Origin of the sequence: Catenibacillus scindens (assembly GCF_014202115.1) — a bacterium.
GTDB classification, from domain to species: domain Bacteria; phylum Bacillota; class Clostridia; order Lachnospirales; family Lachnospiraceae; genus Catenibacillus; species Catenibacillus scindens.
The window spans coordinates 42,068-54,975 of sequence record NZ_JACHFW010000005.1 but is presented as its reverse complement, the minus strand read 5'-3'; the positions used below and the strand labels follow the sequence as shown (position 1 = coordinate 54,975).

General features: G+C 49.1%; 13 protein-coding genes. 6 read left to right on the top strand and 7 right to left on the bottom strand.

The genetic code is table 11. The annotated features are described in order from the left end of the window. Nucleotides 1–42 precede the first annotated feature (42 nt). Nucleotides 43–321, top strand: a complete 279-nt coding sequence (locus tag HNP82_RS07710; protein ID WP_183773019.1) for a YlmC/YmxH family sporulation protein — start codon at nucleotides 43–45, stop codon at nucleotides 319–321. 110 nt (nucleotides 322–431) lie between these two features. Continuing rightward, nucleotides 432–911 carry a transcriptional regulator NrdR gene (gene nrdR, locus HNP82_RS07705; RefSeq protein ID WP_183773018.1) on the top strand — a complete coding sequence of 160 codons (480 nt, stop codon included), beginning with the start codon at nucleotides 432–434 and terminating at the stop codon, nucleotides 909–911. Between the two features lie 163 nt (nucleotides 912–1,074). Here nrdR and hydF read toward each other — a convergent pair whose 3' ends face one another. The 5 genes from hydF to HNP82_RS07680 form a co-directional block, all read right to left on the bottom strand. After that, nucleotides 1,075–2,268, bottom strand: coding sequence for a [FeFe] hydrogenase H-cluster maturation GTPase HydF (gene hydF, locus HNP82_RS07700; RefSeq protein WP_183773017.1), 1,194 nt, complete (start codon nucleotides 2,266–2,268; stop codon nucleotides 1,075–1,077). An 85-nt stretch (nucleotides 2,269–2,353) separates the two neighbouring features. Continuing rightward, nucleotides 2,354–3,778, bottom strand: coding sequence for a [FeFe] hydrogenase H-cluster radical SAM maturase HydG (gene hydG, locus HNP82_RS07695; protein ID WP_183773016.1), 1,425 nt, complete (start codon nucleotides 3,776–3,778; stop codon nucleotides 2,354–2,356). A 28-nt stretch (nucleotides 3,779–3,806) separates the two neighbouring features. Continuing rightward, a complete protein-coding gene (gene hydE, locus HNP82_RS07690; protein WP_183773015.1) occupies nucleotides 3,807–4,907 on the bottom strand; it encodes a [FeFe] hydrogenase H-cluster radical SAM maturase HydE in 1,101 nt (366 codons plus the stop codon). Between the two features lie 2 nt (nucleotides 4,908–4,909). Continuing rightward, the gene (locus HNP82_RS07685; RefSeq protein ID WP_183773014.1) at nucleotides 4,910–5,188 is read right to left on the bottom strand and encodes a TM1266 family iron-only hydrogenase system putative regulator; all 279 of its coding nucleotides are present in this window, start codon (nucleotides 5,186–5,188) and stop codon (nucleotides 4,910–4,912) included. Between the two features lie 330 nt (nucleotides 5,189–5,518). Beyond that, entirely contained in the window at nucleotides 5,519–6,520 is a 1,002-nt protein-coding gene (locus tag HNP82_RS07680; protein ID WP_183773012.1) for an ABC transporter substrate-binding protein, read from the bottom strand. A 200-nt stretch (nucleotides 6,521–6,720) separates the two neighbouring features. Here HNP82_RS07680 and HNP82_RS07675 point away from each other — a divergent pair, with 200 nt between their 5' ends. Further along, the gene (locus HNP82_RS07675; protein ID WP_183773010.1) at nucleotides 6,721–7,788 is read left to right on the top strand and encodes a Gfo/Idh/MocA family protein; all 1,068 of its coding nucleotides are present in this window, start codon (nucleotides 6,721–6,723) and stop codon (nucleotides 7,786–7,788) included. A 53-nt stretch (nucleotides 7,789–7,841) separates the two neighbouring features. Here HNP82_RS07675 and HNP82_RS07670 read toward each other — a convergent pair whose 3' ends face one another. Both HNP82_RS07670 and HNP82_RS07665 read right to left on the bottom strand, forming a co-directional pair. Continuing rightward, a complete protein-coding gene (locus tag HNP82_RS07670; RefSeq protein WP_183773008.1) occupies nucleotides 7,842–8,630 on the bottom strand; it encodes a MurR/RpiR family transcriptional regulator in 789 nt (262 codons plus the stop codon). A 151-nt stretch (nucleotides 8,631–8,781) separates the two neighbouring features. Beyond that, nucleotides 8,782–9,369 (bottom strand): YesL family protein, encoded by a 588-nt coding sequence (locus tag HNP82_RS07665; protein WP_207720582.1) that lies wholly within the window; start codon nucleotides 9,367–9,369, stop codon nucleotides 8,782–8,784. On the opposite strand from HNP82_RS07665, the gene HNP82_RS07660 reads away from it, so the two are divergent. From HNP82_RS07660 to HNP82_RS07650, 3 genes are all read left to right on the top strand, one after another. Continuing rightward, entirely contained in the window at nucleotides 9,329–10,084 is a 756-nt protein-coding gene (locus HNP82_RS07660) for a beta-L-arabinofuranosidase domain-containing protein (protein WP_183773332.1), read from the top strand. The genes HNP82_RS07665 and HNP82_RS07660 overlap by 41 nt on opposite strands. Nucleotides 10,085–10,461: 377 nt before the next feature. Next, nucleotides 10,462–12,069, top strand: a complete 1,608-nt coding sequence (locus HNP82_RS07655) for a xylulokinase (protein WP_183773004.1) — start codon at nucleotides 10,462–10,464, stop codon at nucleotides 12,067–12,069. 93 nt (nucleotides 12,070–12,162) lie between these two features. Further along, a complete protein-coding gene (locus tag HNP82_RS07650; protein ID WP_183773002.1) occupies nucleotides 12,163–12,861 on the top strand; it encodes an L-ribulose-5-phosphate 4-epimerase in 699 nt (232 codons plus the stop codon). Nucleotides 12,862–12,908 lie beyond the last annotated feature (47 nt).

Here is a 12,908-nt window from a genome sequence, read left to right as displayed (position 1 = left end):
GGCCGGAATGAAAGTTCTGCCGGCCAGGCTGTGGGGGAGCTTATGCGATTTTGTGAGCTGAGACAGAAGGAAGTCATTAACGTCCGTGACTGCCAGAGGCTAGGATTTGTGGCGGATATTGAGTTTGATCCCGCCTGCGGAAAAATCTGCCAATTGATCATTCCGGGGCCGGGAAAACTGTGCGGTCTGTTTGGGCGGGAAAGCGAGTGCGTCATCGGGTGGAACTGTGTCCGGCAGATCGGAACGGACATCATTCTTGTAGATGTGGACGGGGAGATGGCTCAGCGGCGCTGCGGCGAGGGGATCTGCAAAAACGGTTGACCATTTCAGGGGAATTGTTTATAATACTTATGTTAACAATACACGCCGAAAAAGCAGAAGATCCGGCTGTATCGACAATGATAAATGTGAATGAGGAGGACATCATCCATATGAAATGCCCGTTTTGCAGCGCGGATGATACGAAAGTGATTGATTCAAGGCCTGCAGATGATAACAGCGCCATCCGCAGAAGACGCCAATGTGAAGTTTGCGGCAAACGATTTACTACCTATGAGAAAGTAGAGACGATCCCGCTGATTGTAATCAAAAAGGATAATAACCGGGAACCCTATAACCGTCAGAAAATAGAAGCCGGAATTGTACGCTCCTGCCATAAGCGTCCGATTTCCGCGGATCAGATCCGCCGGCTTGTGGACGAGATCGAGACGGAGATCTTTAACCGGGAGGAGCGTGAGATCAGCGTCAATGTTATCGGGGAGATCGTCATGAACAAGCTGAAAAATTTTGATCCGGTGGCTTATGTGCGTTTCGCTTCAGTATACCGTGAGTTTAAAGATGTGAATACATTCATGGATGAGTTAAAGAAGATTCTGGATCATAACGAAGAACACAGTGACGAATCCGTGTAAATTTAAAGGCCCGGAAAAAAGCGAAGCCGGACGAGCATGCCAGGATCTGCTTTAACCTCTGCAATAGCTCCTGTCGGGAGCTGTTGCAGAGGATATAAGTCCGAGCAGAACGTGCAGCTTAGGCCCGTTGCTTGCGGCGGATATTTGATTTGGCGGGGCGCTCTCATGCTTCAAGGTCAATTTTATCCAGGATACCGGAAAGATAGGCGATGGTAACGCCGTAGTTGGTCATGGGCACATGGCCTGCCCTGGCCTCCTCCATCCGGGAGAGGACGTATTTCCGGTTAAACATACAGGCGCCGCAGTGGATGATCAGGTCATAGCCGGACAGATCTTTGGGAAAGTCCGGGCCGGAAACCACGTCCACTGTGAGCTGGCTGCCTATTTTTTTTCTCAGCATGGCTGGAATTTTTTCCCGGCCGATATCTTCCGCCAGGGGCGCGTGGGTACACGCCTCGGCGATCAGGACTTTGGACTGGGGAGTAAGGCGGTCGATGGCCCGGACGCTCTGGACGAAATAGTGAATATCTCCTTTATATCCGGCAAAGAGGACGGAGAAGGAGGTGAGCCGGCTTTTTGCCGGCTTTTTTTCATATACGGTTTTAAAAACCTGGGAATCGGTAATAATCAGATCCGGCGCCTCTTTAAGGCTGGACAGCGCCCGGTCAAGCTGGTCTGTGGTACAGCTTAAAACAGAGCATTTTTTGTCTAAAAGCTCCCTGAGAGTCTGAACCTGAGGGAGGATCAGGCGGCCCTTTGGCGCCTGGATGTCCTGGGGCATGACAAGCAAAACCACATCCCCGGCTTTGGCCAGTTTTCCGGTAATACTTTCAGCCTCATAGTCGGCGGGCAGAGCCCGGATCATGGCCTGACGAAGTTTTGGTATGCCTTCTCCTGTCCGGGCGCTGACTCTGACAGGGGCCATAGAACAGACTTCCTCAATGGCTTTTTCACTTTCCCGGACTTTCTCGTCGTCCCATTTGTTTAATACCGGGATCACAGGAATGTTGTTGTCCCTGATCTCTTTCAGCCAAGAAATTTCCCGGACGTCCGGGGCTTTTGAAAAGACCATCAGAGCGATGTCTGTCTTTTTGAGGGCTTCCTTGGTCCGCAGGATCCTAAGCTCACCCAGAGCGCCGGTGTCGTCGAATCCGGCAGTATCAATGAACACACATGGGCCGATGCCATGGATTTCCATAGATTTATACACCGGGTCGGTAGTTGTCCCCGCGATATCTGATACAAGGGCGGTGTCCTGCCCGGTGAGGGCGTTGACCAGGGAGGACTTTCCGCTGTTTGTGCTGCCGAAAATGCCGATGTGGAGACGGTTGGCTCTTGGTGTATCATTTAAGCTCATAAAATTTATCTCACTCCTTTGCTTATGTTCTGGCGCTTCCCTCATCAGAAAAGGGGCCCATCCCTGATGACAAAACTGTTATATCTCAGAAGCGGAAATCCCGCTGCCCCTGGGCGATAAGTCCCAGCCGTTCTCTGGTGATCTGGCGGACTTTATCGCTGCCGATATGCAGCAGTTCGTCTTCAATAAGTTTTTCGCCCACCGCTTTTGTCTGGGGGGAAGCGTAATCTTCCAGATATTCTTTGAAAGTTAAAAGGGCGTTGGGCTGGCAGCAGTTGACGATCTGGCCGGACTTTAACAGGCTCATAAAGCGGTCGCCGGTGCGGCCTTCCCGGTAGCAGGCGGTGCAGAAGCTTGGAATATGTCCCATCTGGGCCAGCCAGCGGACAACCTCATCCAGAGTTCTGGAATCGGAAATGTCAAACTGAGCGGAATTTTCTTCTTCCGGCTCAGGGTCTACATATCCGCCCACGCTTGTGCGGGATCCGCCGCTGATCTGGGAAATACCAAGGGCCAGCACTTTCTCTCTCATCCGCTGAGATTCCCTTGTGGAGATGATCATGCCGGTATAGGGAACGGCAATGCGGATCAGGGCGACGATCTTTTCAAAGAGGGCGTCGGGTACCGCGTTGGAGAATGTGGTGGGGTCAATGTCATCCGCTGGGCAGATTCTTGGGACGCTGATGGTGTGAGGGCCCACGTTCCACACGGCTTCAAGATGCTCGGCGTGCATAAGAAGTCCAACAAAATCATATTTGTACATGTTCAGACCGAAAAGGACGCCGCATCCCACATCGTCAATGCCGCCTTCCATAGCCCGGTCCATGGCCTCTGTGTGGTAGGCGTAGTCGTGCTTTGGCCCGGTGGGGTGGAGTTCCAGGTAGCTCTTTTTATTGTAGGTTTCCTGGAAAAGAATATATGTACCGATGCCGGCTTCTTTAAGTTTTCTATAGTTTTCAACAGTGGTGGCGGCAATGTTCACATTTACCCGGCGGATAGCTCCGTTTTTATGCTTGATAGAGTAGATGGTCTGAATACTTTCCAGGATGTATTCGATAGGATTCATTTTCGGATCCTCGCCGGATTCCAGGGCCAGGCGCTTGTGTCCCATATCCTGGAGGGCGATGACTTCCTGGCGGATTTCCTCCTGGGTCAGCTTTTTGCGGGCGATATGTTTATTTTTCATGTGATATGGACAGTAGGTACATCCGTTGACACAGTAATTGGAAAGATATAAGGGGGCAAACATAACAATGCGGTTGCCGTAAAAGCGCTGTTTGATCTCTTTTGCCAGAGTAAACATTTTTTGTATTTCATCATCCAGCTCGCATTCCAGCAAAACCGCAGCTTCCCTGTGGGAGATCCCTTTCATGGCTCTGGCTTTTTCAAGAATCTGGTGGATCAGTTCCCGGTTATTCTTATTTTTTTTCGCGTACTCCAGTGTCTCCTGGATTTCTTCATCATTAATAAATTCTTCGGCGATCATAGATTTAGGGTTGTAAGTATACATAAGGTTCACTCCTTTTTGATTTGATTGTTTACCGGAAGGAGGGGGCATCGCCCCGCCCGAAGTCAATGGTGTATCCGATGGCGGCAAAGCGGGAGGCGAGCTGATCCAGATGCTGGGCCGCCTCGCTGCCCTCAGAGCGTTTGTTGTCGTAAAGCATGTACTTTTTCCGGACGCCGTCCGGGGAGAGGTTGGGCATGACCACATTGGCCCCGGCTAAAATCCCAAGCTCCCGTCCTTTTTCGTCGATGGTGCTTAAAGCTGTCGTGGAGGGAAGCAGCGCCTTGGGGTGCATAAGGCGGACTATGGACAAAAGGACAAGCGTCTGTGTCAGAGAGCCGGGAGATTCACTGGCAAAGGGGGTATCCCGGTGGGGGATAAAAGGCCCGATGCCGATCATTTCCGGCTGTAATTTTTTTAAAAATCGCAGATCTTTTACAAGACACTCAATGGTCTGTCCCGGCGAGCCCACCATGAATCCTGCACCGGTCTGGTAGCCCAGCTCTTTTAAACTGTAAAGACACTGGACGCGGTGCTTTAATGAAAGCTTTGGCGGGTGAAGTTTTCCATAATGAGCGTTGTCAGCGGTTTCATGGCGCAAAAGATAGCGGTCGGCCCCGGCCTGGCGCCATAAAAGGTAATCTTCCCGGCTGTGTTCACCGATGGAGAGGGTGACGGCGCAGTCCGGCCAGGTTTGTTTTATGGCCGCCACAATATCTCCAATATCCTGGGGAGAGTAAGCCATGTCCTCGCCGCCCTGGAGGACAAAGGTGCGCAGTCCTAAAGCGCAGCCTTCCCGGCAGCATAAAAGAATCTCCTCTTTTGTGAGGCGGTAGCGGGACGCCTTCTTGTTGCCGGCCCGGATGCCGCAGTAGTAGCAGTTGTTCCGGCAGTAATTGGTAAATTCGATCAGTCCCCGGACATAGACTTTGTTTCCGAAAGTTTGGACGCTCACTTTCCGGGCCGTCTTATAAAGGATGTCTCTATATTCTTCGGCCTCATGACAAAAGAGCTGTTCCAGAAGCCGGCAAAGCTCCTCATCGGGGAGGTCCCCCGTGTCGGCCAGACGTCGGATCAGGCCGGGAATATGTTTTGAAAACTCTGTGGATGTATCCCCTGGGGATAATGTCATATTTATGCTCCTTTCCCCGGATCGGAAGAAATTTTTGAGTATACGGTTTTCGTGCTGACACCGGGCATCATTCCCAGTTTCCCCGACAGGGCGCTGATCTCATTGGCCGGGGCGTCCATGACAATACTGATAATGGAAATATTTTTTTCTCGGTAAGGGATACCCATGCGGCCAAGAATGTAGGCGCTGTACTGATGGAGCGTGGCGTTTAATTTCTCCACAGATCCGGGATCCTCCACGATAATGCCGATGACTGCGATTCTGGATGGCTGTGCTTCCAAAATAATCTACCTCCTGCTTTGTAAACGTTTATGCCGCTTGGCCGCGGCGCGGTTCTTGCGCAGCGTTTTCACATCATGGAAACGGGATTTCCTGTGATATGAAAAAACGCCTGTACCGGCAAATAGGGTACAGGCGCAGCGTAAGTAAAAGCCCCAAGGCTACCGCCAGCGGCAAAGCCGCAAGATGGGCGGAATATTGTGGTAATCGGATAGGGAAAGGAATCTCCCACTATCCGATTGAGTTGTTGTTTTCGCGCCTTTACTCTCAGGAATAACCTTTAAGCTCAGTACATCTTAATCTTATATGAGGGCGGGCGCGTTGTCAACGATTTAATTAGCTTCCCTGGCTTTTTCGGCAAATTCGGTGTTCACAAGAACATTGTAGTCCACCCGCTGGGAAAGCTCCCCGGCCTGATCTAAAATATCCTGGAGAAGCTCAAAGGCTTCCTTAGTAAAAATGGCGTCGGTCTTCCATGTGTCCTGAGCGTAATAGCGCTCCACAATGGTGACAAGAGCGTCAAAATCCGTCTCCTCAAACTGAGGAGCGATGACCTGGGCGATCTCCTGGGGTGTGTGTCCGGCCACATAATTCATACCTTTTTGTATGGCGTTGGTAAAGCCCTGGATAACGTCCGGATGGTCTTCCATATAGCTTTCAAGGGCGCTAAAGCAGGTGTAGGGCACATAGCCGCTGTCCACCCCCAGAGAGGCCAGGACATAGCCGTTGCCGGACTGTTCCAGGGACGTGGCGAAGGGTTCAAATTCCACAGTGTAGTCCGCGGTTCCCGAAGCGAAAGCTTCTGCGGTGACGCCAAAGTCAATATTCTGGATGATTTCAAGGTCCGTCTGGGGGTCAATGCCGTTTTCTTTGAGAATATACTCAAAGATCATCTGGGGCATCCCGCCGGCCCGGCCGCCAAGGACGGTGGTTCCTTTAAGATCATCCCAAGTGAAATCCTCATTGGCTTCCCGGCCTACAAGAAAGTTTCCGGCACGCTGGGTAAGCTGTGCAAAATTGACGGCGTAGTTTTTGGATCCTTCCTGATACACATAAATACTGGCCTCGGACCCCATAAAGCCAATATCCGCCTCGCCGGCGATGAGAGCGGTCATAACATTGTCGGCGCCATTGCCGTTGACAAGGGTCAGGTCAATGCCTTCATCCTCAAAATAGCCTTTTTCTATGGCTACATACATAGGGGCGTAAAAAATAGAGTGGGCCACTTCGTTGAGTGTGACTTTTGTGAGCCCGCTCTCATCCTGCCCACAGCCGGAAAGAACACCGAAACACAGTGCCAAAAGGCACAGCAGGGCGCATAATCTTTTTTTCATGAACATCCTCCTGATTTCTACTGGTTTATCATATGCGTGAAGTACCAAAAATGAAACAAATGCGCCAGGGAAAAGAATTATTACTGTCAGATGAGACAAAAGTCGCTCTATAAGCGCCCCGGATTTTTGTGAAAGCTATATAATCAAATCATCAAATGAAACGATAAACAAATTATTTAAAACAAAGGGGAGAAGTAAAAATGAGTAAATTAAGAGTTGGACTTATTGGCACTGGTGTTATTTCAAGAGACAAACATCTTCCGGTATTAACCAAGATGGACAATGTAGAGATCACTGTTTTATGTGATATCGACAAGGAAAAGGCTGAGAAAGTAAAGGCAGACTACGGTCTGGAAAATGCCAAAGTAACGACTGACTGGCATGAAGTTACAGCAGATCCGGATGTTGATGTGATTCATGTATTAACACCGAACCCACTGCACTATGAAATGACAATGGAAGCTCTCAAAGCGAACAAACATGTATACTGCGAGAAACCTATGGCATTAAAATACAGTGACTGCCTTGAGATGATCGAGCAGGCAAAGAAAGTTGGAAAGAAGCTGACGACAGGTACACAGTGGAGATATAATCCGGCGCCTATGAAGATGAAAGAAATGATCAAAGAAGGCGTTTTCGGAGATATCTACTACATTAATTCCCAGCAGCTCCGTCCGAGAAGACTTCCTGCTTACGGCGTTTACACAAACAAAGAATTAAACGGCGGCGGCGTGTTAATGGACGGCGGCCCTCACTCCATCGACCTTCCGATGTGGCTGACAGATAACTATGATGTAAAATGCGTTTACGGAAAAACTTTCGATAAGATGAAAAATCATCCGGAAGGCAACGACCTTGGCCCATGGGATCCCGACAATTTTGATGTTGAGGATACAGCCATCGCTGAGATCACAATGAAGAACGGTATGCTTATCCATATGGAAACTGCATGGGCTATCAACATGCTTCAGCCGGCTCCTGGCATCACAGCGGCTGTTGTGGGAACAAAGGCCGGCGCTGACATGGTTGGCCCCGGATTTGAAAATCATGTGAGAGTGATCGGCGTAAAAGACGGTAAATTTGGAAATGAGACTATCGAATGCACAGATAAAGTCAACATGTTTGAGTATGACCTGCACCGCTGGGTTGAGGCTATTGAAAACAACACAGATCCCGCTGTATTGCCGGAGCAGGGCGCTGTTGTGACAAGGGTTATCGAAGCTATCTACAAATCTGCTGAAACCGGCGAAGTTGTTTACTTTGATTAATTCCGGCTGATCAGACGAAACATAAGAGGCGCGGCCCAAAGCCGCGCCTCTTTTCAGGATTTATTTTCGATATAATGATACCGGAGCAGTTCGCTGACCACTAAGAAAAAACTTTCCTCAAGCAAAAGGGAAGTGAGAATGGACAGTCCGTCATGGAGTGGGACAAAGTAGGAATCCGCGTATTTTTCATATCGGGATTCTGACGTGGACATTAAAATAATTTTAGCTTTTCTGCTTTTCATTTCTTTAAAAATCTCAGTTACATCCTGGGATTCGGCAAATTCAATAGTATTCATGAAAACAATGCTTTTTTCCGGCATCTCTTTCGCGGCCGTCAACTGATCCGGGTAGAGACAGTAAATCCCGTTCGGCTTTCCAGCCAGGGCAAGATTTTGCTGGAAGGAGTTGACCGCAGCGCTCTGATGGCTGAGAAAAAAATAAACCACAGGCGCTTTCATAACCTCGTGGACAATCTTTTCCATACGCCCCCAGTTTAACAGTTCTTCAATTGCCTCAGATGTAATATTAACCTGCCTGCTGCAGTAGGAGGGAATATCGCTGCTGTCCAGAATATCCGACGGCGGGATGATCCGGTTATAATAAGTATAATTGTTGACCGCCTGTTTTAAATCGTGGTGAAAATCAAGATAATTGGCGTAGCCCATTTTCTGCAGCATACGGTAGATGGTCGTCCGGGATGAATCGGTGATGGCTGCCAGTTCAAAAATTGTGGCGTTGGAAGCCTCCGCAAGGTTTTCAAGAATCTTCCCGGCAACATTCCGGTAAGTACTGTCTATGGGAAGCTGGTCATAAAAAGTGGTCAGATTTTGTAAGACGTTCATCGGATGCATCTCCTCATTATTGTTCAAAAAGTGCTTTACAGACGTTTAGGCGGGACAATCCCACGGGTCTGCGTTTCTAACAAAGAGTATAGCATAAAATCCTCTTATGGTCAAAATCTTCCATGAAAGATATCGTTTAAACGGTAACAGTTCAGCCCGCATCTACGCTGCGCCTGGCCTCGTTAAGCTCTTTGGGAATGTATTTGCGGAAAATGAAAACAAAGATACCGGAGGTGAGGTAGGCCGCCAGACCAACGCCGCAGACAAGGATCAGGCCGATAAATGGACGGAAAAATAATGTCAGGCAGACAAAAGTCCCGATGATGAGAATAATGAGCAGGGACAGATGGAAGTTCTGAAGGGACATGAGCAGCGCGTTTTTCAGGTTATCCCGAATGCGGTTCTCAAATTTTGTCTGGACTGGGAAAATATATAAAGCGACAAGGACAAAGGGAATAATCAGCACAGAACAGCTTACCACCATAAACTGGCCGATGATGCCTTTAGCCTCTATGGCGATGCGCATATCAAAAAACAGGATAAGTCCCAGGGCCGCCAGACCCAGCCAGATCAGTGTAGACTGGCGGAAATTGGATTTAAAGGCATTGAAGAAATTCCGGCTCACATACCCTTCATTTGTGCGGATACGCTTCATACATGAATAGTAGAGGGCTGTTGTGGATGCGCCGATAGTCACAATGGGAAGGCTGCACACAAGCCACAGAAAACACGCAAACACCACCATTCCTAAAATGACCGGGGCACTGAAGCGGTATATCGTATCCGGAAGGAAAGAGGATTTTTATCTGAAGGCGGCGGCCAACTTCTGGATGATCGTGACAAGACACCACACATATATTACCGGTGGCAATAGTGAGTGGGAACATTTAGGGGCGCCGGATATTCTGAACGGGGAGCGGACCCAGTGTAATTGTGAAACATGTAATACATATAATATGCTGAAATTGTCACGGCTTTTATTTTCTCTTACCGGAGAGAAAAAGTATGCCGACTATGATGAACAGACCTATATTAACGCTATTTTGTCATCCCAAAACCATAAGAGCGGTATGACAACCTATTTTCAGCCGATGGCCACAGAATATTTTAAAGTCTACTCCCGGCCCTTTGATCAGTTCTGGTGTTGTACCGGAACGGGCATGGAGAATTTTTCAAAGCCCTGGGCGGGCATTGCCTTCGAGGATGAACACAGGCTGTGGATCAATCGCTTTGAAGACGCCCGTTTTCTATGGAAGGAGCAGGAGACGGAGCTTTCATTGCAGGCAAACCTCCTCAGATCCGGCTATGTGGTCTTTTATGGCTGCTGGTTCGATGGGCTGACCTTTAGAATTTCCTTTGAGCGGGCTCTCATGGTTCATGGCCTGCCGGCGATGGAAGATTTATTTTTACCGGAGCGGATGGCCAGAGCCTTGTGTTTAGCCCTCATTTCCTGAGAGATGAGGAACGCTACGGAATTTATTACCGGTTTTTTTCGGGCAACTGACAATTTGCCGGACAAAATAGTTTAATCAATAAACAAAATATTGCTCTCAGCTATTGACACACCGATTGAGGCGTATTATTCTATAGTAAACGACAAATATATTTGTCGTTTACTATAAAACCTCCGGGAGGATGCGCACGATTTTTGCAAGGAAAGATCTGCGCTTTGTGCAGCAAAAATCGGCGCGGGAAACGTCATAATAAAAATTATTATGACGTTTCCTATAAATATATAGGGCAGGATTTCGAGAGTGCGGAGCAATCCGTGTCTCATGCCCATTTGTCTGGCAACTCATAATATATGAAAGATAAGAATAGGGGGATTTAAGTGCGTTCTATAAAAGAAATGATCCGTCAGGGGCGGACTGTTTTAGGTATTGAGCTGGGTTCAACCCGGATTAAGGCAGTGCTTGTGGGGGAAGACCACAGTCCTGTGGCTTCAGGAGATTATGTGTGGGAAAATCGTCTGGAAAATGGCTATTGGACCTATTCCCTGAAAGATATATGGCAGGGACTTCGGGCAAGCTACAGCGCTCTGACCAAAAATGTGATGGAAAAGTACGGTGAGGAACTTCATCGGGCAGGCGCCATTGGGTTCAGTGCTATGATGCACGGTTATATGGCCTTTGACGCCTCCGGAGAGCTTCTTGTACCTTTCCGCACATGGCGCAACAGCACAACAGGGCCGGCGGCCCGCAGCCTGACAGATTTGTTTGAATATAATATTCCTGAGCGCTGGAGTATCGCTCATCTGTATCAGGCGATTTTAAACGGCGAGGATCATGTAAAAGATATTGACTATATAACGACCCTGGCGGGCTATATCCACTGGAAGCTTACCGGGGAAAAGGTCATCGGTATTGGCGATGCCGCAGGAATGTTCCCCATTAATTCAGAAAAGAAAACCTATAACGGGGCTATGGCAGAAAAGTTTAACGCTCTTGTGGCGGATCGTCATTATCCGTGGAAGCTGGAAGATATCCTTCCCCGTGTCCTCATTTCCGGGGAAAATGCCGGATATCTCTCAAAGGAAGGGGCGGCCCTCCTTGACGAGAGCGGAAAGCTTGAAGCGGGCATCCCTCTTTGCCCGCCGGAGGGCGACGCCGGGACAGGTATGGCAGCTACAAACAGCGTTGCTGTCCGGACAGGAAATGTATCTGCGGGAACGTCAGTATTTGCCATGGTCGTTTTGGAGAAGCCTTTAAAGAAGGTTCACCCGGAGATTGACATGGTGACTACACCTGACGGCAGCCCTGTAGCCATGGTTCATGCCAACAATTGTACATCTGATCTCAATGCGTGGGTTGGATTGTTTAAAGAATTTGCCGAAGGCTTTGGCATTGATGTGGATATGAACCGGCTGTACGGCATGCTGTACAATAAGGCCATGGAGGGGGACTGTGACTGCGGAGGGCTGATATCCTACGGATATTTGTCCGGAGAAAATATTACAGGTATTGAAAACGGACGGCCTATGTTTATGCGCTCCCCGAAAAGCCTTTTTTCTCTGTCAAACTTCATGCGAACCCATCTTTACTCAGCCCTTGGAGCGTTGAAGATTGGAATGGACATCCTCATCAAGGAAGAACAGGTAGCCATTGACTCCATTCTTGGCCATGGAGGATTATTTAAAACAAAAGGTGTGGGCCAGCAGATTTTGGCGGACGCTATCAACACACCGGTTTCAGTTATGGAGACCGCCGGTGAGGGAGGTCCCTGGGGAATGGCTCTCCTGGCATCCTATATGCTTTACAAAGAGGATGGAGAAAGTCTGGAACACTATCTGTCTGAAAAAGTATTCGGAAGCGACAGAGGAACAAGTCTTGCCCCTGACCCGGAAGGCGTGAGAGGTTTTGAAACCTTTATCCGGCATTACAAAGAAGGGCTTGGCGCTGAGGCTGCGGCAGCAGCGGCTTTGATGGATCTTGAGGATTAAAAAGATTTCGCAGCAGCAAACCGGATGTAGGCGCAGGCGCGTTCCTTTGGCTTGCTGCTGCGGGAATAAGCGGCAGTAAAGGAGCGGATAGATATGCTTGAAGCACTGAAAAAAGAAGTTTACGAGATGAATATGCTTTTGCCCAGGTACGGACTTGTAACCTTTACCTGGGGCAATGTCAGCGGTATTGACCGTGAGTCTGGGCTCTTCGTCATTAAGCCCAGCGGCGTGGAGTATGAAAAGCTGTCTCCGGAGGATATGGTTGTTGTGGACCTTAATGGAAATAAAGTAGAGGGCCGGTATAATCCTTCTTCCGACACGGCGACCCACGCGGTGTTATATCAGCGTTTTCCAAAGATCGGTGGTGTTGTTCACACCCACTCGTCATGGGCCACAAGCTGGGCTCAGGCGGGACGGGGGATTCCTTGCTATGGCACCACCCACGCGGACTATCTCTACGGGGAAGTGCCCTGTGTCCGGAATCTGACGAGAGAAGAGATTGAGGAAGCCTACGAGAAAAATACAGGTATTCTTATCGCTGACGCCTTTGAGGAAAAAGGGCTGGATTATATAGCTATGCCGGCGGTCCTGTGTAAAAATCACGGCCCTTTTACATGGGGAAAGGATGCCAAAGAGGCTGTACATAACGCTGTTGTCCTTGAGGAAGTGGCTAAAATGGCGGCCCGCTGTGAACAGATCAATCCACGGGTCATGCCTGCGCCTCAGTCTCTTCAGGATAAGCATTACTACCGTAAACACGGCGCCAATGCTTATTACGGTCAGGAACACTGATCCAAAGCGGCGCCAAGTTCCCCGGAGCGGGACAAAATCTGTGAGGC

Excerpts from the sequence above, each read along its gene's own strand:
- HNP82_RS07710 (WP_183773019.1), top strand. The coding sequence starts at position 43 with ATGCGATTTTGTGAGCTGAGACAGAAGGAAGTCATTAACGTCCGTGAC.
- nrdR (WP_183773018.1), top strand. The coding sequence starts at position 432 with ATGAAATGCCCGTTTTGCAGCGCGGATGATACGAAAGTGATTGATTCA.
- hydF (WP_183773017.1), bottom strand. The coding sequence starts at position 2,268 with ATGAGCTTAAATGATACACCAAGAGCCAACCGTCTCCACATCGGCATT.
- hydG (WP_183773016.1), bottom strand. The coding sequence starts at position 3,778 with ATGTATACTTACAACCCTAAATCTATGATCGCCGAAGAATTTATTAAT.
- hydE (WP_183773015.1), bottom strand. The coding sequence starts at position 4,907 with ATGACATTATCCCCAGGGGATACATCCACAGAGTTTTCAAAACATATT.
- HNP82_RS07680 (WP_183773012.1), bottom strand. The coding sequence starts at position 6,520 with ATGAAAAAAAGATTATGCGCCCTGCTGTGCCTTTTGGCACTGTGTTTC.
- HNP82_RS07675 (WP_183773010.1), top strand. The coding sequence starts at position 6,721 with ATGAGTAAATTAAGAGTTGGACTTATTGGCACTGGTGTTATTTCAAGA.
- HNP82_RS07670 (WP_183773008.1), bottom strand. The coding sequence starts at position 8,630 with ATGAACGTCTTACAAAATCTGACCACTTTTTATGACCAGCTTCCCATA.
- HNP82_RS07660 (WP_183773332.1), top strand. The coding sequence starts at position 9,329 with ATGGGAAGGCTGCACACAAGCCACAGAAAACACGCAAACACCACCATT.
- HNP82_RS07650 (WP_183773002.1), top strand. The coding sequence starts at position 12,163 with ATGCTTGAAGCACTGAAAAAAGAAGTTTACGAGATGAATATGCTTTTG.